Genomic DNA, 19,964 nt, shown 5'->3' with positions numbered 1-19,964 from the left:
GCTCAACCTGTACTGTATAACAAGGTGCATTTCGAACACACCGGCATTAATCCACATTGCACTTTGCTTCTAAAGGCATTAAAAGCTTGGCCATGCCAAATATCTTTCAGCGGCAATGCTTGCAGATTACCGACCTCAAGTTCTGGAAAAAACTTACAACTAGATACTGAACCACCCGGCAACACATCAAGGCGATGGTTGATAGCGGTACAGCGCGTTTTACCCTCTGCAGCTAACGTTTCACCTTTGACAAACCCCGTAACTTCTTCAAACGATAAATCGGGGTGGAAACGTACGCGGCAGGGCCAAGTTTGCGCCGTAATGGTGCGTAGCTCTTCAAGCAATTCTGGAATTTTTTCTGCATTAATATGATGTGTATAGCCATGCCAGCTGGCTTTACTAAAATCAGGAATATATTTGGCACGATAAGGTAAATTCGTTTGCACCCATTCATCCATATCTGCAGCAACTGATTCAGGCATGTACCAAGGAAAAACGATATACACACTGTCGATACCCAGTTGTGCGAAAAATGTCAAAAACTCGGTGAGCTTACCAATAACACCATCATGCAGGGTCAAGCAGATAGACACTTTACCCTGGTATTTACCTTGCTGGCGCAAACGCAGTAAGGTTGAAATGCCTCTTACTACTTTGTCGAAAACACCTGCGCCACGAATGGCATCATTTTCTGGCGCTAGTCCATCAAGACTCACTAACATGGCTAAGTTGGCAGACATTTTTAACAAATGCGGTAAATGTTTTTTAATTAACATGCCATTTGTGCAAATAGTCACCCAGCGAGGATAACGCTCGAACAAGTCAGCCAGCTCAGCCATCTGGGTGTACATCAGCGGCTCACCACCCCAAAGATAAAACGCACTTTGCATTGACTCTGTCTGCTTCAGCAATTTTTCAATTAACGCGAGTTCAACTTCATCACGTACCTGCTGTTTTTCCATATGGTGGTGGTAGCCTTCCTCATTCCATTCAAAACAATGCTGGCACCTAAGGTTGCAGGTATTATTCATTTTAATACCGATTTGTTCAGGGACAGCTAAAGTCACTGAAGCAGCGCTGTCATTTAAGCGCCGTAATCGCGCTTGGTTTGCTGCGCGTTGCCTCAAGCGCACAAATTCTTGCTTAGTAATTTTTTGCTCAGTGGCTGGACGCATTTGAATCAACTCCATAAATGGCGGGAAGCGGATGCTGTGCTAGCAGATTAAGATGTAATTGATTGATAGTTGACCAAGGCATACCTTGGGCTAACCAATCGCTGAACTCGATAGCAAATCCTTGGGCAATCCAGTGCTCTGCATTTTTTTGTTCATATTGACCATAAGCAGGTAAGAAGATAAGCGGTGTTGCATGCACCAAACTATCCAGCAAACTTGCGCCGCCTGGTTTACTGATAATTGCCCGCGAGTTCCTCACCAAAGCAGAGAAATAATCAATCGCATTAGGTTTTGAGATCACTTCGTCAGCGACTGTCAAAGTAGGTAGTTGCTCTGGCTGTAGCCATGGTTGCCAATCATTGTGACTGACAATTTCACGTACCAAAGGATGGCAAAGGGAATCTTGCGAGCTAATAAAATCACAGTGAATTTGATGGGCCGTCAGTTCGTTTATCACTTCATCGAATTGACTGATATGCCAACCTCCGCCGTGACATAACACTTTATTTGCTCTTGCTGGCCAAGACTGGGCTGTCTCGGTTGGAAACAGTAAGTTAATTTCTTTACTCTCGTCACGGTAGAGCCAATGATGTGAAACAACCACATTAGCTGGCTGCACCGACGTTTGTGCGTGTAGCCATGAAGTTGCATCTACTGCGTCTAGATGCACAGCATCGACTGGAAACTGCGTAAGCAGCTCAGGTGCCAGTTCAGTTAATACCCGTAACCAGAATCCACTAAATACAATACAGCGCGTAAAATGCTGCTGTTGCCACTGCGTCTGTAAATCGGCAAATTTGTCTTTATCAATCGCGTCAACAATATCAACGCTTTGTTTTTCTAATAGTTGCTGAATCATTTTGGCAGCCCGAAAATCAGCTTGGCAGCGGCGTTGAGTTTTTTTAAGTTGCTCAATAGCGTTGGCAGAATAACATTGCTCTAAGCAATAAAGGGCTGCGCTAATACCACGCTGTCGAAAATGCTGGGCTAAACGCCACGCTGGGGCAAAGGTGCCAAGCCCACTGGCCGCAGTCAAAATAAGTACTGGATGTTGACTCTCATTCATATAATTTTCGCTCCTTGTCTTAGCAAGGCGCGATTCAACACTGCAACATAATCACAGCCATCCACTGCTGGGGTTTCTAAATGCGCCCAACGACCACGCAAACTGTCTTTATTAAGCTCAAGTTGTAAGTTACTCGATAACAGCGGAATCATACCGCGCGGGTGATTTTGCTCGTACAATACTCCAGCTTGCGCTAAATCCTGTAGTAATTGCTCAAAATCAAGCGGTTGAACATACTGCACATCATATTGACGAAAACTAAGCTGGGGCAAATGAGCGAAGCGAGCAAACCAACTCAATGCGATATTGCCCATGGTTTGCCGCGCATTGACTTCAAGTACGGGATAAATACTACCATCTTTCAATAGCATAGAATCAACACCCGCGGGGCCATAGTAGCCTTGCTGATGTAAACTTTGCAGCAGCTGCTTAAGTTGCGAAAAATATTCGCCTTGTTCCAACTGCTTCATAAGGGCACCACGACATGGGTTCACACCAACAAATTTGAACCCTTGATTTGCGATCTCGCATACCCCCAACAAGGTGACTTCACCATCCTTGTCTATCCACCACTGGCTAGAAAAATCGAGTTCTTTCTCAAACCACTGTTGGACAACTAAACCAGCCGTATCTTGTCTGCATTGCTTCAATAAATAAGCTTTACAGCGCTCAGCTATCTCAGGTTGCTGTATTTTTATGCTGCCACGACCAGAGACACCAAACGCCTCTTTGATCACAAACGGCAGCGGCAGCTCAAATACCGCTTCAATATCTTCTCGGGTTTCAACCAGCACCCCATCACAGCGAATAGCCAAATGTTGACTTAGTTGAGTCACGTAGCTTTTACTGTTGGCATTTAAGACCGCGTTAAGCTGTGGCAGATCATCGCAAAATTCGGGAATATTTCGAATCGCTTCAATATACGCATAAGGTCTGTGAGGCCACTGACCAAGTAAGGCAAACGCATCAGCAATATTGCTATGCTCCGCTTGCCACGCTGCAGCTTGAGCAAACAGCGCCAACCAATTCGGTTTGCCCAACTTTTGCCATTGACCGACATTCGCAAAAACCCAGTGTCGAGTAGGTACTAAACCAATAGCTTGATGGTAGCTGCTTAAGGCCGGATCGGGGCGTACTAAGGTAAGCGCTAAATCCCCATCAGCTTCTGGCAGATACAGTTCATCCAACAAAGCAATTGCAATCGCCGTCTGAGACATTGCAATGGTTGGCAACTTAATATGCGACGCCGGTTGCCAATAGGCTTCTGGGTCAAAATGAGCCCAGTATACGGCCTTAACCAAATGCAACGTCCCCGACTTGCTCTTTGCGAGTTTGGATATATGCAAGCAAGCGCGAGACTTTCGTTAGATTTTCAAAATCGAAATTATCAAAATCTACTGAGATATCAAAAGTGGCCTCTAAACCCAGCAATATGTCTACAATATCCAATGAATCTATTGCAAAATCTTCGATTAAATTACTCTCATAGTTCAACTTCTCTGCGATATCAGGGTTACTTTTTACACTTATGAGTAGCGTGGCTAGCTTTTCAATTTCCATTTTAGAGTCACATCAATTGCACTTAGCCAAATTATTACTAAACCGCAAATCGACGCTCAATCAAAATTATCTCAACCTCTAAAACCATTGCAAACAACGAAATTGAAATATAAACATATTGAATAAAATATAAATAAAAATAATGACATAACAGCCATCCAAAATAGCTACATCAATTATTTTTACGATATTTTGAACAATAAATTTTAGATTAAAACTAATCTACTTAGGCAATGTGGTAACCACCATCTACCACTAAACTGTCTCCGGTGTGATAACTACTGGAATCTGACATTAAGTATACTGCTGCACCGGCTAATTCGTCTGGCTCAGCCCAGCGTCTTAGGGGTATACGAAGCCTTTTAATCGCTTCAAATTGACGTTTATCAGCCTTCACTGCTGCATTCATTTCCGTATCTATCCAGCCGGGTACTAAACAATTCACCGTAATATTGAAAGGTGCCAGCTCTATCGCCAATGCACGGCATAGTCCTTCAAGCGCCGCTTTCGAACTCGCGTAATCAGCAAAATTCGCATTACCATGCCAAGCAGCAAGGCTCGAAATGGCTAACAAACGGCCTTTCTCATTGTTTTTGATGTATTTCAACGCCGCTTGAAAAGTATTGAATGTACCGGTTAAATTAGTACTTAAAGTTTTTTCCCACACCGATTCGGGCATTTCAGCAAACTCATAACCGTCACTACGTCCACCTGCATTAGCAATACATCCATATATGCCACCTTGCCAATTCGCCGCCTCAGCCATCGCTTGATTAACACTAGCTGAGTTAGTTACATCGCATTCAATACTAAGGACTCGCTCGCCTTTTTCCGATAAAGTTTTTAGTGCTAGTTGATTCTGCTGGATATCCCTTGCGAGGATAACGATATTGGCACCGAACTGATGTAAGTGATGTGCTAAGGACAACCCTATCCCACGGTTCCCACCAGTAATAACTATTGTTTTCCCTGTTAAATCAAATAATGACAACACTGACTCCTTGATATAAAAATGAATACGGCTGTGAATATACCCGTCACCTTCCAAAATACACTGCAGTTGACCGCACTACATTCCCTCTAATCACTTACTCATTAACTTGCCGCCTACGTGCCTTTTGAAATCCATTAAATATATACTCCACCTATACAATGTAAATAATCACCTTTGACACAGCCAATTAAAATTTATTCAAGTTTACCAAAACCGACTCTGGCTTTGCCGATAGACTAGCCGAACAAACAGCGATGTTATGATTCCTAAAATTGTACTGAAGCATTAGAATTGAGTGGTAATAAGTAACTTTAGGTACTCTGATGGAAACAAAAACCGCTCGTTTTACTGTCTTGCTCGACCCACGTAAGAAAAAAGCGTTTGAACAACTGTGTGCCGAGCAAGATCTCACCCCGTCGCAAGTGGTGCGTCAGTTGATCCGTGGCTATTTGGAGCAACATAAGGTTGATTTTACCCAAGTGCCTGATGATAAAAGCGAGTAATAACAGTCAGATCCTGCGATAGACAATCTTGGCCAACAGGCTCAATTCGGCTTAATGATTGAGAGAAGCACTGCAAAACATTATAATGCCATTGCAATAGCATTATCATATCGTCAGCATACCTATGCTGGCTTGATTAAAGAGAGATTTTTATGAGCGCCACAATCCCACCATGTCCAAAATGTCAGTCTGAGTACGCGTATCAAGATCAGCAAATGCTGATTTGTCCTGAGTGTGCGCACGAATGGAATCCAGATGCTGTCGTTGTTGATGAAGATGCGTTATTGATTAAAGATGCCAATGGCACGCAATTGGCTGACGGCGACAAAGTCACTTTGATTAAAGACTTGAAAGTGAAAGGCTCGTCTATGGTGCTAAAAATTGGTACTAAAGCCACAATTAAACGTTTAGTGGCAGGCGATCACGATTTAGATTGTAAAGTCGATGGCGCTGGCGACATGATGTTAAAATCTGAATTCGTCAAAAAGGCCTGATCTCCTTTCAAGCCAATACGCTAGCCGCAACAAGGTTTTTCGCCAAGAAAAACAACAGGCCGTCATAAAGACGGCCCATTAACTGGCTAAACAAAGTGTCTACTACTTACACTCGGTATCTTGCCACCGCCTGATGTAATACTTTGGCTTGCTCAGCCACCTCTTCAGTGCTTTGCGCATTAGCGTAAGCATGATCGGTTGCTACTTGGGCAATATCACGAATACGTACCACGTTCTTATTCACTTCAGATGCCACTTGGTTTTGCTCGTCTATCGCCGTCGCGATATGCGTGCTCATATCCATGATGGTTTGCACATCATTGGTGATCATTTCTAGTAACTTGCCGGCCTTTTCAGCCTGCGCCACACTATCGCTACCTTGTGCGCGACACTGCTCCATAATACTCACCACTTCACGTGTACGCAGTTGCAAGCTGGAAATAATCGTTTCGATTTCTTTAGTTGAGTCTTGCGTACGCTGCGCTAAAGAACGAACTTCATCAGCCACTACCGCAAATCCTCGGCCTTGCTCGCCAGCACGCGCCGCTTCAATGGCAGCATTAAGCGCCAGCAAATTAGTCTGCTCGGCAATGCCGCGGATCACGTCAAGCACTGAACCGATTGTCACCGCGTCTTTTTCCAGCTGCGAAACCACATTTGAAGCACCACCAAGTGATGATGACAAATGCATGATCAGTTTGATGGTTGCATCCACTTCCTTACGACCCTGCTGTGCATTGCCGTTGGTCGATTCCGCTTTATGTGCCGCCGCTTCAGTATTATGACTAATGTCCTGAATCGTCGCCTGCATTTCAGTTGCCGCGGTGGCTACCATATCGGCTTCATGCAACTGTTCTTGCATACCTGCGCTGGTTTGCGACGAGCTTTCGGTCAGACTCTGTGTTGCATGGTTCACGGTTGATAGCGCAGAGTTAACTTCCGCAATTAACGTACGGAAATCTCCGATTAAACTGTTGAAGTCGGCTGTCATATGACTAATTTCATCATTCCCAGACTGTTCAATAGATAAGCTTAAATCATTTTCACGCCGGATCTGTTCAATTGTTTGGTACACACGCTCTACAGGTTCAACAATAGAACGACTGGTCGACAACACCAAAATCATCACCACAATGGCTGACACAATAAAAATACCGATTGCAAAAGTTTGTGTTTGACTAGCATTAGTGACAATTTGCAACTTGGTTTGCTCGACAATTTGCGAGACCACTTGATCACTGGCTTCAACTGCCTTTTTCATCCGCCCCAAAGCGCCTGTGTCTAACGACACCCCTAATTCAACTTGAGCATCAACTAATGTATTGAACTTATCTTGGTAGACATTAACCAAGCTAAGTAACGGCTGCACATATTCAGCTTCTAGCCCTGAACGTTGAATTTCGTCTTTGAAAGTTACTATCAGCCCATTGAACGTGCTTTGATACTTGGCATCTAGACGCAACATAAAGTCTTTTTCTGTACGCCTGAGCTGCAACATCATCACCAATAGCTCGCTACTTTGTTTTTCCTTCAGCAAAGTTTCAACTTCGTGCACTGCAGCACGCAATTCGCCATATAACCCGTCTTTTGGGTCTAAACCTATGCGTTTTTGCAGCTTAACAACATGTTGAAATTCATCATAATAGATTTTTGCGAGAGAACTAAACTGACTCAACTGTTGCTTATCAAGAGCAAAATCCGCAAAAATTGCTTGCAATTTCGCTATTTTATCATTTAGTTGCTGATACTCATTATCAAACTCAACTAGCGCAGAAACATCCTTATAAAACAAGAAGTTCTTTTCATACTTGCGCATTGCTAACTCGTGAATGTCGAGCTCCTCTGCGTATTGAATGGTTTCGTTAAGCCGCAACATGGTTTTGGCTTCATAAATAATCACCACCAGCATGACCACCATGGCAACTCCAACAAATAACGCGTTGAGCTGCAAACGGCGCTTAATGGTCAAGTTTTCTAAAAAGCCCATCAGACCTCACCTAAATTTTGAAGGGAACCACACAATTATAGTGGTTATCGGCTGAATGTGCGTAATCTAAAGTTGCTAAAATATAAACAAATTTTTTATTCTTAACGGGGTCTGTAATTAATCGTCACCAAGCGTTCAACATTTAAGCAGCTCGGTCACGAATGAACTGAACATGACGCCATAACTGCTGATGTAAACTCGCATAATTCGTCCATTGTTTGGCCAATAACCACTCAACTAACGGCGCGGGGTCATTGGGAAAAGTATAGTGTCCATTGCTCTTTGCGCCCAACCAGTCATCAAGGGCATTGGCGTTTAAGTAGTTCATCGACTGCGCCATTCCCATTTGTTCTAATGTCATCACATTCGCTTGCTGTTCAAATTGCCCATGTAATGGCTTTAGTAGCAGCTTTTTACCAAGCTGAAGTGCCTCACTAGATAGCTCAAATCCTGCGTTAGCAACCACGCCGCAGGAATTGGCTAGATCACGCAAAAAGCCGTCACGACTTGGCGCACGTAAGTGAATATGCTTTAGCGAAGTGTTCGTTGCCGCTGGGTGATAACAATAAAACTCGCGGTCCGGGAAATCGTTCAAAAACTCAATCACACTACTTAGTTGCTCAAACGGTAAATACACCAGCACTTTATTAGCAATCGAAGGGCAGAAATTCAGGTGCGCTGGATGAGCTATAAAAGGAGGAATAATCGCTTTATGATAGGGCTGCCAGTGCACCCCTAAATAGACGTCTGCGGGGGCAAAACGCGTAATGAGTGCCTTATGCCAGTATCGACTGCCCGGCGCAGGTACTTCAGCATGTAAAAACGCAGCCTGATGACTCATCGCTACCACAGGGACGCCTTGGCGCTTGGCAGCCCACGCGCTTAGCGGTTCGAAATCGTTAAACACCAAATCGTACCGAGAAACATCCAAAGCTTGCAAATCACGATAAAACTGACTGAAGTTTAACTGCTTTGCAGTTTTCCACAGTTTAACGCTGCCTTGCTCGGTAATAAACGATAACCCCTCGAATGTACGGTAGTTATCAAATAATTCCATATCAAAATAGCCATTCTGCTCCCGACCACTGAAAAGATAATCCACTTCAACGCCTAGCTTTTTGAAACTTGCTGCCATCATACGCGCTCGCGTAATATGACCATTTCCCGTTCCTTGGATGCCATAGAGTATCTTCATAGAGTGTCCTGTACTACTACTGCCAACTCCGCACATAAGATGCCAAGCCCTGCGCCTGCTATGATATCGAGTGGATAATGCACCCCAACAACCACACGTGACACCGCCACACCCGTTGCCCACAAATAAAAACACCAACTCCACTGCGGATAGGTAGTCGCCCACACAGTGGCAAATAAAAACGCCCCAGCACTATGGCCTGATGGCAAACTAAATTTGTCGCTGGGAGTCAAAAACGCCACCTGATGTAAGTAATCACAAGGACGAATGCGGCCAATATAACGCTTACATACAAAATAAATCGGCCGTTCAATGGCAAAGCCCAATAACGCGGTTAAAAACAACCAGCGTCCCGGCTCAGGAAACCAGTACCACATACAACCGCTGACAATCACATACATACCGCCATTGCCACTTTTCGACAGCCATAATGCAAGCTGGCGAACGACTTCACACCGCTCGGGTTTAAATAAGACAAAATAGAGCGCAGTATCAAATTCACTTAATTTGGCTTTCATGCGCTGCCTCTCTTAACAAATTGCACACATTTTCAGCATAGGTGCTGAAAATAACAACTCAGTGACATTTTTAAGACATTAATATTGCGCGTAATTATTGGGATTGATATGCATCGTGATGGGAGTATACTGATTGCCAGAACGCTTATTTTCAGAGGAATGAGAGATGGACTACAGCACTTCAGATCTGTGCGATCATTTTGTTGACCTAGTCGATGTACTAGAACCTATGTTCGTGAATTTTGGGGGCCGCAGTAGCTTCAGTGGCCGCATAAAAACGGTGAAATGTTTTGAAAATAACGAACTGATCCGAGAACTGTTATCGCAAGATGGCTCAGGTCAGGTACTTCTTATTGACGGCGGTGGTTCTACTCGTCGCGCCCTGATAGATATTGAATTGGCTGAACTGGCGTTGGAAAACCACTGGGAAGGCATTGTGGTTTATGGTGCCGTTCGCCATGTGGATGAATTGGAGGAAATCGATTTAGGTATTCAAGCAATCGCCTCCATTCCAGTTGCTGCCGACAGCACAGGAGCTGGTGAGCACGGTATTCCAGTTAACTTCGCTGGCGTTTCTTTCTATGATGAAGATTTCCTTTATGCTGATAGCACCGGCATTATCATTTCACCTGAAGACTTAGCGGTTGAAAGTGACGAAGACGAGGTTGACGAGTATTAATGTCTAGCGCTACATCGCTTATTTGTTACCGTGAGGCCGATGTTGCACACCTCACGGTTGAGCGGGCCAATGAGCCACGCGTCTGGCAACACCTTGCCTATCTCGACAGCCAAAGCCATTTTAGTGACGCTCTAAAAGACGCTGCACAATTTGGTATCCGCTATGTATTAGTGGGTATACCAGAAGATATTGGGCCCAGAGCTAATTGCGGCTTAGGTGGCGCAACACAGGGCTGGCAAGCCTTTCTAAAGCGCTTTTTAAACATTGCCAGCAATCAGTTTTTGGATGCCAGTAAGATTTTATTGCTGGGTGAAGTGGACTGCCGTGATCTGCAACAAGCTGCTGACCAACTCACCAATCAAGGCAAAGATTTACAGCAGCTGCGTGAACTGTGTGAACTGGTAGATCAACGCGTAGCCGAAGTATTAAGTGCGATTTTCAGTGCCGGTCTAGAGCCGCTCGTCATAGGCGGTGGACACAATAACGCCTACGGTATTTTAAAAGGCTTACATAGAGCGAAACAAACCCAAGTAAATGCCATTAACTGCGACCCGCATGCGGATTTTCGCAGCCGTGAAGGCCGCCATAGCGGCAATAGCTTTAGTTATGCTTATCATGAAGGGATATTGTCGCAGTACCACGTGATTGGTTTGCATGAACAAAAGAACAATCAGGCCATCATTTCTGGTCTTTGTGATGCGGGCGCTACGTTTAACAGTTATCAAGAACTCTATGTGCGCCGTACCACCAACTTAACTCAGGCCTGTGAGCGCGCTTTGCAGCGCTTTAACAGCAAATTACCCTTGGGTATAGAGGTCGATGTTGACTGTATTAGTGGTATGCCAGTCAGCGCATTTACTAACTGTGGTATGAGCGTCAGTGATGTAGAACATTTTGTCCATTTAGGCGCATCGCAAAAACAAGCGGCCTATTTGCATTTATGTGAAGCGGCGCCGGGCAATCATGCTAATGGCCTTGCCCAAGGGATGAACGAAGCAGGCCAAGTACTTAGCGCCTTAGTGTGTAGTTATTTACAAGCTCGACAAGCCCGACATCTGGTCCCCTGAGACCGGATGCTCGGCTTGCCAGCGTTCTAACCAAGTCAACATACCAACACTGGATAAAGGCCTTGCAAAATAATAGCCTTGCGCGCCATAAGTGTTGAGGCTTTTCACAAACTGCAATTGTTCCAGTGTTTCAACCCCTTCACACAGCACTTTACTATTCAGTTGCTGCTGTATTTCTACCATCCCGCGCACCATGGCTTTAAATTGCCCTTGTTGCTGATGTTCGCGAGTGAGTGATTGCCCAATTTTGACGTAATCTACCGCGAGCTTTGGTAGTTTAGCTAAAACTAGCGGTGCCTCACCGAATCCATCCACACATAAACGTACTCCCAACGATTTCAGTCGCGCGATCATGGCTACTTCTTGTGAGCTCAAAGATAAAAATAACGCCGCCGGACATTCAATGATCAACTTACCCTGTGGCAGATTGTGCTCAGTCATCACTTTATCAATAAACTCAATAAATTCTTCATGCAGCATTTCGGGGCCAAAGACGTTAAAACTGAGTGCTATAGGGCGCTTCTCCATTTGCAGTGCCATTGCAAGTTCGGCAGCCCGTTCAATCACATACTGCGCTAGGCGCAGCGAAAGCCCAGCAATGCGAATATCATCAATAAACACATTGGCGGCAAGAATGCCTTGCTTAGGGTGCTGCCAACGTAACAACAGTTCTAAAAATTCAATATCGCCATCACGATGGCGGACCACAGGTTGGAAATAAAGCTCAAATTCTTGGCGAAAATCAACTTTAGCCAGCTCTGCCAGACGCGATTGTTGCTCTTGTTTACGCACTTGTAGTTGCGATTGATAAGGCACTACGGTCTGCTCGGGATTGCTGTCGAGTGCCAAATAAGCAAGGCTCAGGATCTGCTCAAATTGACCATCCGCTTCATCACAGGACACATAACTGGCACGAGCGGTGATCTCCAGCGTGCAATTAGCAACATTGAACGGTTTCAAGGTATTTTTGAAAATATCGTCCAGCAACTGCTCATGTAAATGTTTATGCTCTTGCAACTTACAGATAAAAACAAAATGCAGCCCACCTAAATGCGCTACTTTTTCAAAACTATTAATACAAGGGATAGACAACACCTCAGTATGGCGTAACTGCTGCTTTAAACGATTAGCCGATTGAACTAAGAGAATGTCGCCGAAATCTCGACCTAAATGTAGATTAACCTCTTGAAAGCCCTGCAGCCTGATCATTACTAACATCGCAGGGCAAGGTGAGAGCCCTTGAAAGGTCAAAAACGCTTGTCGCAAACTTTCCCTGTCAGCAACACCGAGCGGATCGGTTTGTCTTGCCATCACCGCAGGCTTGGCTTGTTGTCGCGCCTTGCAATAAACCTGATGTAAGCATAACAGCTGTAAGGCAATACCCGGCAGTGCTAGCAAAAGTAATGGCAACGCAGCAAAATAATAACCGCTTAATAAGACAAGATAGCTGACCGCAACCCCCCCAAGTGGCTTTAACGGCAGCGTTAGCCGCTGTTGGCTGGCGAAGAGCAATTGCGCTATCAGTAACGCACCGAGCACAAAACCAAGCCATGGCATGCCTGTGCTCAATAGCGCCAAAGTAACAATCGCAGTCGACCAATGCAGCACTCTAATTAATCCTGAGTCTTGCCACCACAGGCTATGAATAAGCCCCATCAATACTGCACCAGCCAGACAAGCCTGAATCGAACCAAGCGACATCCACTGTGAAAACTGCGACGGCATACTCCCTTGCACCAGCGTCAACCCTGCCATTAACAGCATCGGCAAACCATTGTATAAAAATCAATATTGAATAAGTTTACCCAATATCCAGAGATTTAACAGCTCATTTACGCCGAATTGGTAACTCAATTGTGACGGATGAGTTATTTGCCAAAGAGCCAAATCAGCACGCATCCCAACTTTAAGCACCCCACGGTCGGTTAGACCTAACGCGGCAGCTGCGTGACGGGTTACACCCGCCAAGGCTTCTTCAGGCGTGAGACGGAAAAGCGTACAGCCCATATTCAATACTAGACGCAATGAACACAGTGGCGCGGTGCCTGGATTAAAATCGCTGGCCAGTGCTATGGGCACTTGATATTGACGCAATAACGCAATCGGTGGTTGCTGTGTTTCACGCAAGAAATAGAATGCACTCGGCAATAGCACCGCTACTGTGCCTGCTTTTGCCATCGCCGCAACGCCAGTTTCATCAAGATATTCAATATGATCCGCTGATAAACCGGCGTATTTCGCCACCAACTCACTACCATGCTGATTCGAAAGCTGTTCTGCGTGACATTTAACTGGCAAACCTAGTGCTTTTGCCGCGGCAAACACTTGTTCAGTTTGCGCATAGCTAAAACCCACATTTTCACAAAAAGCATCGACGGCATCAGCAAGCTTGCGCTCCGCTACCAGCGGTAACATCACTTCACACACTTGAGTGATGTATTCATCGGCGCGACCTTTAAATTCCGGTGGTACTGCATGGGCACCGAGAAAAGTGCTGCTGACAGAAATGGGGTGATGCTCGTCCAACAAACGATTCACTTCAAGCAGTTTTAACTCGTTTTCAAGGTCTAGCCCGTAACCGGATTTGCTTTCAACTGTAGTCACACCTTCGCGCAATAAGCTGTTCAGGCGCTGCTTGCCAAGCACAAACAATGCTTCATGATCCGCCTCACGGGTAGCGCCCACGGTACGAGCAATACCGCCACCTTGGGCGGCGATTTCTTGGTACGACACGCCTTGTAAACGTTGCTCGAACTCAGTAGCACGCGATCCGGCAAATAAAATATGGGTGTGGCAATCAATGAGCCCCGGCGTCAACCACGCCCCTTTGGCGCTATGAATGGGCGTAGCTAAATGGTCAAATTCAGGTAAGTCAGTTTGCTTTCCAAGCCATACAATGTGCCCATCTTGTACCATTAATGCCGCATCGGTAATGGCACCATAAGGGGCATCTAGGGTTGCATCCATCGTCGCAAGATGAACATCGGTAATGACAAAATCTGGCGTCAGCATAGCCATCCTCAAAGATCGTGAAAATTTTAGCTGAGTGTAGCAAGCATTCTTGTATATACAACAGCGCTGTGCCATCTTTATTTCTATCAACCCATTGGCAAAGGCTCGCTTTGTGACCACACAACCTAAATTCGCGCAAATAAAACAACATATTATCGATCATATCCGCGCCTATACGTGGCTTGAAAATGACCGCGTACCATCGGAAAATGAACTCGCAGAACAGTTTCAAGTCAGTCGTATGACGGCAAGACGGGCGTTAAGTGAATTGACCGATGCGGGTATTTTGACTCGCAGCCAAGGCCTTGGAACTTTCGTCGCGAGTTTAAAATCACAGTCTTCACTGCTGGAAATTCGCAATATTGCGGATGAAGTAAAAGAACGAGGCGGTGCCTACAGCTGCACTGTTTTAACTTTGGAGAGCATCATTGCATTAGCCCCTATCGCCATTGCTCTTGGCGTCGAAGCTAATAGTCAGGTTTATCGCAGTGTCTTAGTACATCATGAAAATGAGCAACCACTTCAAGTCGAAGAGCGCTTTGTCAATCCTCACTTAGCGAACGATTATTTACAACAAGATTTCACAGTCCTCACGCCTCATGAATATTTATCGCAAGTCGCGCCGTTAACTGAAGCGCGCCACACGGTCGAGGCCATAACCCCCAATCGCACCATTTGCGAGTGGCTGAACCTGTTTAATGAAGAACCTTGCTTGCAAGTGATCCGCCGCACTTGGTCAGCGGTGGGCATAGTAAGCTTTGCGCGTCTGATCTCGCCAGGTAGCAAATATCGTTTGGGTGGTCACTTAACCTTTAGGAAATAATTCCTGTGCTAGCAAAATAAGTGAACTTAGCCCCAAAGCAGCTTAAATCGGAGTTTAGATCGGATGCGTATACGCCATACCCAATTCTGTTATGGCTGAGCCATCAATGATCCTTACTACTGACTGCTCCCCCGTAAACACGGGCGGTTGCTGTGCTGCAGCAGCACAGTGGCGCGCATAATAGCTCTCTTTATCAGGGTGAGCGGGATAACAAAGGTTGTAAATGGTATTGGCATCAGGCCAGTTGTCGAGCAAAGTGGCAATTCCCTTGATCACATCGCCTTGATGCACCATGTTCACCGGATCAGCCGCTGCACTACTAAGGTTTTTTCCTGCTACAAATTGTCCCGGCTCACGCCCAGGACCTATTAACCCCGCTAAACGCAGCACTTTACCACCGCTTTGTAATACCAACTGCTCTGCTGCAAGTAGCGTCTCGGTACGAGGAGTGGGCTCTGCAAGCGCCGCCTGTTCATCGTAACGACCACTGTTGTTGGCATAAACCGCTGTTGATGAACATAATACGAATCCCTGTGCTTGATACTCAGCCGCAAGTTCAAGTGACGCCTGTAAAAACGCTAAATAATCACCACCACCAGTGCGCGCTCGCGGCGGCACCGCACACACCCAATAAGCCTGTTTTAGGTCAAGATTATGATTCAGCTCACCTTGTTCCAGCACGCAGCGACGCAAATAAGGTAGCGGCTGTGGGATACGCTGGGTTCCCTCCACTTGCCAACCTGCGGCTAAAAAATGCTCACACAAGGGTTTTCCTAGCCATCCGGCTCCCAATACTATTAATCGCTTCGTCATTATCTATTCTCAACTATACTGAGTATTCTTAATTCCGTGATATTGAAACACAGATTTGCGTTAAAGTCTTAGCGCAAACGGTGGCAAAGTAGCGCCAGATATGGTTTTATACTTGGATACCCATTCCAATAATAATAACCTGAGAAAGAGATAGCCATGCTTGACAACCTTTCCTTTCGTCAAAAAATTCTGGTTATGATTGGTGGCACTATCGGTGTGCTACTTATCATTGCCTCTGCATATTTTATTAAGCATATCGCTGATATTTCACGTCAAGGGATCCAACGCGAAGCGCAAAGCTACATTTATGCTGAACGTTTATCAATGGAATCGTATTTTGCTCAGTATGGCCGCATTGTTGAGACTTTTGTCAACAACCCGCATTTGGTTAACTGGTTTGCCAATTACTCTGAGCGCGAAAAAGATCTCTCGCAAGACTACGCCTATCAGGAAGTGAATCAGGATTTTCTGCGTATTCGCAGTAAAGATGCCAATATTCATTCAGCTTTTTTTGCATCAGCCAAGACTGGCGAATATTTCAAAGAAAACGAGCGCACCTCTCGCTATAAAGAAGGCGAACCCTATTACGCATTTAAACGCCCTTGGTGGCAAGATACCATGGCGCGCGGCAGGTTATATGTTGGTGCGGTATCGGTTGATATTAATACTGGCGCGGTAAATGCGGTAGTCCAGCAACCTGTATATAATGATGCAAAGCAGCTTATTGGGGTTGGTGGTGTTGACCTCAAGCTCAATAAAATTAGTGAGTTGGCAGAGAACATTCGTTTTAACAATGAAGGTTACGGCTTCTTATTAGATAATGAATACAAAGTTGTGCATTTATCTAAACGCACTGGCCATAAGCTTTCCGTAACAGATGAAGGCCCAAATGGCAAAGACGGCCTTGATGCACTCGAAAAACAATTCCCAAATACTGAAGGGTTTAGTGCGTTAAATCAAACCATTCGCAATAACCCAACTGGTAGTGCAAAGGTTACCTTTAATGGCAAAGAGTATTATGTGGTCTACGACAATATTAAGCTTGATAAGCCGCTCTTAGACTGGCACGTGGGTGTGATGATCCCAATGAGTATGATAGAAGAGCCAGTTAACAATGCCGTGATGGCAACGGTGACGGGTGTCGTTATCATTCTTGCGATTATCCTTTTAATGATCATTTTAGTGACTCGTATGATCACCCGCCCTATCGTAACGCTCACCACTACGATGCGCGATATCGCCACTGGCGAAGGTGACTTAACTCGCCGTATCGAAATCAATAGCCAAGACGAAGTCGGCCAGCTCGCTCATCATATGAACACCTTTATTGATAAACTGCGTACCATGATGCTAGATACAGCAGCACAAGCGTCGCAATTGGGTAATGCGTCGGCGCAATTGCGTGAAGTATCGAATGCCACAAATAGCGAGATTCAGCAGGAAAAAGAACAAGTTGATAGCGTAAGCGCAGCAGTAACCGAAATGGCTGCCACTGTGCTTGAAATTTCACGTAATGCCCAAGAAACCAATCAAGCCGCGGAAACCGTGCAACGTATGACCAAAGACGGTATGACCCGCTCAGGTCAAGCACAAGACGTGATGACTTCGCTTTCTAGCCATATCGGTGAAGCGGCCAAAGTGGTTGCAGGCCTTGAGCAAGAAACCAGTAGCATTGGTGCAGTGGTTGACGTTATCAATAGTATTGCCGAGCAAACTAACCTGTTAGCACTGAATGCGGCAATCGAAGCGGCTCGTGCCGGTGAACAAGGTCGAGGCTTTGCCGTGGTTGCGGATGAAGTCCGTTCATTAGCGAGTCGCACTCAAGAATCCACCGACGACATCCGTAATATGATCTCTCGCTTACAACAAATTGCCCAGCAAGCGTCTACCATGATGCAACAAGGCCAAGCACAAGCGGAAGGCTCTGTGGCACAAACGCAGCAAGTACTTGATGCCCTGACTAATATCATGCAGTCAGTAACCACAGTACAAGACCAAAGCCATCAAATCGCCACCGCAACTGAGCAACAAACGGTGGTCGCTGAAGATATTAACAATAGCCTTAACGCTATTAATGAATTGGTCAATAACACCGCGCATCACGCACAAACGTTAGCGGTTGAAGCAAAAGACCTCAATGATCTAGCAAGATCATTGAACTCAACCGTGAATCAATTCAAGCTCTAAAAACGGTCAGGGCCATCAAGGTGGCCCTGTTCAATACAACTAAGCATGACCATCATTGCGGCAGATCAACACGCTCATTTCCTAATCTTCTTATACTAGGCTACCTCAATTAACCTTGATGAGTGCGTAGTGTGATTAATTTACCCAAGTGGGATGATTCCCTAATCAAAAAATACAATGTGTCAGGGCCAAGATACACCTCTTACCCAACCGCGTTGTCGTTAAGTTCCGGCTACAGTGAACAAGACTTAAAATCGGCAATTGCACAATCGGCCAGTCGCGCATTGTCTTTATACATTCATATCCCATTTTGTCATCAGCTTTGTTACTACTGTGGGTGTAATAAGATTATTACCCGCCATCAATCTAAAGCGGATGTATATTTAGATTATTTAGAACGAGAAATTGCCGCTAAGGCAACTTTGTTCAAAGAGTATCAAGTAGAACAACTGCACCTTGGTGGCGGAACGCCAACCTTCCTCACAGCTAGTCAAATGACTCGTCTTGTTACGCTCGTGAACCAGCATTTTCGCTTCAGTGATGACGCACAAAGAGGGATTGAAATAGACCCAAGATCGCTGGCGCCAGATATGCTGGCAACTTTAAGAGAACTCGGGTTTAACCGTGTTTCCTTCGGTATTCAAGACTTTAACGATGACGTACAAGCTGCTGTTAACCGCCCGCAAGATATTGAAAGTGTGCTGGCAGTTGTAGCCGAGGCCAAAGCACTGGGATTTAAATCCATTAATACTGATATGATTTATGGTTTGCCACTGCAAACGGTGAATTCATATCAAACCACCATTGAGCAGTTGATTGCGCTCGCACCAGATAGAGTATCGGTGTTTAACTACGCACATTTGCCGGATAGATTCGCGGCACAACGCAAGTTAAAAGAAGCGGATATGCCAAGTCCTGAAGATAAATTGCAGATCTTTAAAAATACCTTGGAAAGCATGCAAGCGGCGGGTTATCAATTTATTGGCATGGATCACTTTGCTAAATACGATGATGAATTGGCACAAGCACAGCGCCAGGGAGAGCTACACCGTAATTTCCAAGGCTACACCACCCATGGTAACTGTGATTTGCTGGGTCTTGGGGTTTCCGCCATTTCACAAATCGGTCGTGTGATCCTGCAAAATGAGAAAGATCTGAAGCCTTACTATGGCGCAATTACTGAACAAGGTTGCGCGATTAGTAAAGGGATAAGCTTAAATGACGACGACATTGTTCGTGCTGCGGTAATAAAGCAGTTGATCTGTCACTTTGAGCTTGATAAGAAAACCATTGAGCAAGAGTTTGCGATTACTTTTGACAGCTACTTTGCTGAGGCGCTAGAGGCATTACAGCCTTTGGCCAATGATGGATTAGTAGAATTAAGTGCTGATCGCATCACAGTTACGGCCAAAGGTAACCTGTTTATACGTATCATTTGTATGTGCTTTGATGCCTACCTACAACAGCAAATCAAAACAACCCGCTTTTCCCGTGTAATCTAACCTATTTTCACACTTGTACCCTTCAAAGCCCGTTAACGCGGGCTTTTTTCTATCTTTATTATAGTAAAAATAGAAAATGCATAAAGCAAAAAACCCGCACATTGAGCGGGTTTGATGTGCAGGATGCACGAATGCCGTGGTGCTAGGATGGCAAGGAATGGCCTGCTGTAGGTGCCTGGTAATGGTCCGGCTGCGCTACGCTTGCGCTCCTCGGACTGCGAAGCCCTGCTTCGGTTCCTCGTCTCCCTACTTGAAAGTCGGCCAATCTCTAAACACGCAATAAATAAAAAGGCCTCTCCAGTTGGAGAGGCCTCAGACTGTTGAAAAAGGGCTAGACACAGATCTAGCCCTTTGATCTAATAAGCACAGTGAGTATCGAGAGTTCACCA

At 45.4% G+C, this 19,964-nt stretch carries 18 protein-coding genes; 7 read left to right on the top strand and 11 right to left on the bottom strand.

The features are described from left to right. Nucleotides 1–2: 2 nt before the first annotated feature. From ACFOEE_RS10280 to ACFOEE_RS10260, 5 genes are all read right to left on the bottom strand, one after another. The gene (locus tag ACFOEE_RS10280; protein WP_377123864.1) at nt 3–1,175 is read right to left on the bottom strand and encodes a radical SAM protein; all 1,173 of its coding nucleotides are present in this window, start codon (nt 1,173–1,175) and stop codon (nt 3–5) included. Then, nucleotides 1,159–2,241: a hypothetical protein gene (locus ACFOEE_RS10275; protein WP_377123862.1), complete on the bottom strand. Its 1,083-nt coding sequence runs from the start codon at nt 2,239–2,241 to the stop codon at nt 1,159–1,161. The genes ACFOEE_RS10280 and ACFOEE_RS10275 overlap by 17 nt, the downstream gene beginning before the upstream one ends. After that, nucleotides 2,238–3,542, bottom strand: coding sequence for a hypothetical protein (locus ACFOEE_RS10270; protein WP_377123860.1), 1,305 nt, complete (start codon nt 3,540–3,542; stop codon nt 2,238–2,240). The genes ACFOEE_RS10275 and ACFOEE_RS10270 overlap by 4 nt, the downstream gene beginning before the upstream one ends. Then, nucleotides 3,535–3,801, bottom strand: coding sequence for an acyl carrier protein (locus ACFOEE_RS10265; protein WP_377123858.1), 267 nt, complete (start codon nt 3,799–3,801; stop codon nt 3,535–3,537). The genes ACFOEE_RS10270 and ACFOEE_RS10265 overlap by 8 nt, the downstream gene beginning before the upstream one ends. Before the next feature lie 226 nt (nt 3,802–4,027). Continuing rightward, nucleotides 4,028–4,792, bottom strand: coding sequence for an SDR family NAD(P)-dependent oxidoreductase (locus ACFOEE_RS10260; RefSeq protein ID WP_377123856.1), 765 nt, complete (start codon nt 4,790–4,792; stop codon nt 4,028–4,030). Nucleotides 4,793–5,118: 326 nt separating this feature from the next. On the opposite strand from ACFOEE_RS10260, the gene ACFOEE_RS10255 reads away from it, so the two are divergent. Continuing rightward, nucleotides 5,119–5,298: a CopG family transcriptional regulator gene (locus tag ACFOEE_RS10255; RefSeq protein WP_377123854.1), complete on the top strand. Its 180-nt coding sequence runs from the start codon at nt 5,119–5,121 to the stop codon at nt 5,296–5,298. A 152-nt stretch (nt 5,299–5,450) separates the two neighbouring features. Then, nucleotides 5,451–5,792, top strand: coding sequence for a zinc ribbon domain-containing protein YjdM (locus ACFOEE_RS10250; protein ID WP_377123852.1), 342 nt, complete (start codon nt 5,451–5,453; stop codon nt 5,790–5,792). A 106-nt stretch (nt 5,793–5,898) separates the two neighbouring features. Here ACFOEE_RS10250 and ACFOEE_RS10245 read toward each other — a convergent pair whose 3' ends face one another. The 3 genes from ACFOEE_RS10245 to ACFOEE_RS10235 all read right to left on the bottom strand — a co-directional run bounded on the left by ACFOEE_RS10245 (nt 5,899) and on the right by ACFOEE_RS10235 (nt 9,492). After that, entirely contained in the window at nt 5,899–7,779 is a 1,881-nt protein-coding gene (locus ACFOEE_RS10245) for a methyl-accepting chemotaxis protein (protein WP_377123850.1), read from the bottom strand. Between the two features lie 142 nt (nt 7,780–7,921). Then, a complete protein-coding gene (locus tag ACFOEE_RS10240; protein ID WP_377123848.1) occupies nt 7,922–8,974 on the bottom strand; it encodes an MJ1255/VC2487 family glycosyltransferase in 1,053 nt (350 codons plus the stop codon). Then, the gene (locus tag ACFOEE_RS10235) at nt 8,971–9,492 is read right to left on the bottom strand and encodes a phosphatase PAP2 family protein (RefSeq protein WP_377123847.1); all 522 of its coding nucleotides are present in this window, start codon (nt 9,490–9,492) and stop codon (nt 8,971–8,973) included. Before ACFOEE_RS10235 ends, ACFOEE_RS10240 begins: the two co-directional genes overlap by 4 nt. Before the next feature lie 166 nt (nt 9,493–9,658). Here ACFOEE_RS10235 and rraA point away from each other — a divergent pair, with 166 nt between their 5' ends. Both rraA and ACFOEE_RS10225 read left to right on the top strand, forming a co-directional pair. Next, on the top strand, nt 9,659–10,171 hold the full coding sequence (rraA, locus tag ACFOEE_RS10230) for a ribonuclease E activity regulator RraA (protein WP_377123846.1): 513 nt from the start codon (nt 9,659–9,661) through the stop codon (nt 10,169–10,171). Further along, nucleotides 10,171–11,238 carry a formimidoylglutamase gene (locus ACFOEE_RS10225; RefSeq protein WP_377123845.1) on the top strand — a complete coding sequence of 356 codons (1,068 nt, stop codon included), beginning with the start codon at nt 10,171–10,173 and terminating at the stop codon, nt 11,236–11,238. Before rraA ends, ACFOEE_RS10225 begins: the two co-directional genes overlap by 1 nt. Here the strand turns inward: ACFOEE_RS10225 and ACFOEE_RS10220 are convergent. Together ACFOEE_RS10220 and hutI are read right to left on the bottom strand one after the other, a co-directional pair. Next, nucleotides 11,203–13,002 (bottom strand): EAL domain-containing protein, encoded by a 1,800-nt coding sequence (locus tag ACFOEE_RS10220; RefSeq protein ID WP_377123843.1) that lies wholly within the window; start codon nt 13,000–13,002, stop codon nt 11,203–11,205. The genes ACFOEE_RS10225 and ACFOEE_RS10220 overlap by 36 nt on opposite strands. A gap of 21 nt (nt 13,003–13,023) precedes the next feature. After that, entirely contained in the window at nt 13,024–14,250 is a 1,227-nt protein-coding gene (hutI, locus tag ACFOEE_RS10215; protein WP_377123841.1) for an imidazolonepropionase, read from the bottom strand. A gap of 112 nt (nt 14,251–14,362) precedes the next feature. On the opposite strand from hutI, the gene hutC reads away from it, so the two are divergent. Next, the gene (gene hutC, locus ACFOEE_RS10210; protein WP_377123839.1) at nt 14,363–15,073 is read left to right on the top strand and encodes a histidine utilization repressor; all 711 of its coding nucleotides are present in this window, start codon (nt 14,363–14,365) and stop codon (nt 15,071–15,073) included. Between the two features lie 54 nt (nt 15,074–15,127). Here hutC and ACFOEE_RS10205 read toward each other — a convergent pair whose 3' ends face one another. Further along, nucleotides 15,128–15,886, bottom strand: a complete 759-nt coding sequence (locus ACFOEE_RS10205; protein ID WP_377123837.1) for an NADP-binding protein — start codon at nt 15,884–15,886, stop codon at nt 15,128–15,130. 156 nt (nt 15,887–16,042) lie between these two features. On the opposite strand from ACFOEE_RS10205, the gene ACFOEE_RS10200 reads away from it, so the two are divergent. Together ACFOEE_RS10200 and hemN are read left to right on the top strand one after the other, a co-directional pair. Beyond that, nucleotides 16,043–18,073: a methyl-accepting chemotaxis protein gene (locus ACFOEE_RS10200; protein ID WP_377123835.1), complete on the top strand. Its 2,031-nt coding sequence runs from the start codon at nt 16,043–16,045 to the stop codon at nt 18,071–18,073. A 131-nt stretch (nt 18,074–18,204) separates the two neighbouring features. Continuing rightward, nucleotides 18,205–19,575: an oxygen-independent coproporphyrinogen III oxidase gene (gene hemN / locus ACFOEE_RS10195; RefSeq protein WP_377123833.1), complete on the top strand. Its 1,371-nt coding sequence runs from the start codon at nt 18,205–18,207 to the stop codon at nt 19,573–19,575. Nucleotides 19,576–19,964 lie beyond the last annotated feature (389 nt).

Origin of the sequence: Pseudoalteromonas fenneropenaei (assembly GCF_042643375.1) — a bacterium.
GTDB lineage: Bacteria > Pseudomonadota > Gammaproteobacteria > Enterobacterales > Alteromonadaceae > Pseudoalteromonas > Pseudoalteromonas fenneropenaei.
Note: the sequence above shows the minus strand (reverse complement) of the source record. Positions and strands in the feature narration are given on the sequence as shown.

Coding starts and splice junctions, on each gene's coding strand:
- hutI (WP_377123841.1), bottom strand. CDS start 14,250: ATGCTGACGCCAGATTTTGTCATTACCGATGTTCATCTTGCGACGATG.
- ACFOEE_RS10255 (WP_377123854.1), top strand. CDS start 5,119: ATGGAAACAAAAACCGCTCGTTTTACTGTCTTGCTCGACCCACGTAAG.
- ACFOEE_RS10220 (WP_377123843.1), bottom strand. CDS start 13,002: ATGCTGTTAATGGCAGGGTTGACGCTGGTGCAAGGGAGTATGCCGTCG.
- ACFOEE_RS10200 (WP_377123835.1), top strand. CDS start 16,043: ATGCTTGACAACCTTTCCTTTCGTCAAAAAATTCTGGTTATGATTGGT.
- ACFOEE_RS10250 (WP_377123852.1), top strand. CDS start 5,451: ATGAGCGCCACAATCCCACCATGTCCAAAATGTCAGTCTGAGTACGCG.
- ACFOEE_RS10240 (WP_377123848.1), bottom strand. CDS start 8,974: ATGAAGATACTCTATGGCATCCAAGGAACGGGAAATGGTCATATTACG.
- ACFOEE_RS10275 (WP_377123862.1), bottom strand. CDS start 2,241: ATGAATGAGAGTCAACATCCAGTACTTATTTTGACTGCGGCCAGTGGG.
- ACFOEE_RS10245 (WP_377123850.1), bottom strand. CDS start 7,779: ATGGGCTTTTTAGAAAACTTGACCATTAAGCGCCGTTTGCAGCTCAAC.
- ACFOEE_RS10265 (WP_377123858.1), bottom strand. CDS start 3,801: ATGGAAATTGAAAAGCTAGCCACGCTACTCATAAGTGTAAAAAGTAAC.
- ACFOEE_RS10235 (WP_377123847.1), bottom strand. CDS start 9,492: ATGAAAGCCAAATTAAGTGAATTTGATACTGCGCTCTATTTTGTCTTA.
- ACFOEE_RS10280 (WP_377123864.1), bottom strand. CDS start 1,175: ATGCGTCCAGCCACTGAGCAAAAAATTACTAAGCAAGAATTTGTGCGC.
- rraA (WP_377123846.1), top strand. CDS start 9,659: ATGGACTACAGCACTTCAGATCTGTGCGATCATTTTGTTGACCTAGTC.
- ACFOEE_RS10205 (WP_377123837.1), bottom strand. CDS start 15,886: ATGACGAAGCGATTAATAGTATTGGGAGCCGGATGGCTAGGAAAACCC.
- ACFOEE_RS10225 (WP_377123845.1), top strand. CDS start 10,171: ATGTCTAGCGCTACATCGCTTATTTGTTACCGTGAGGCCGATGTTGCA.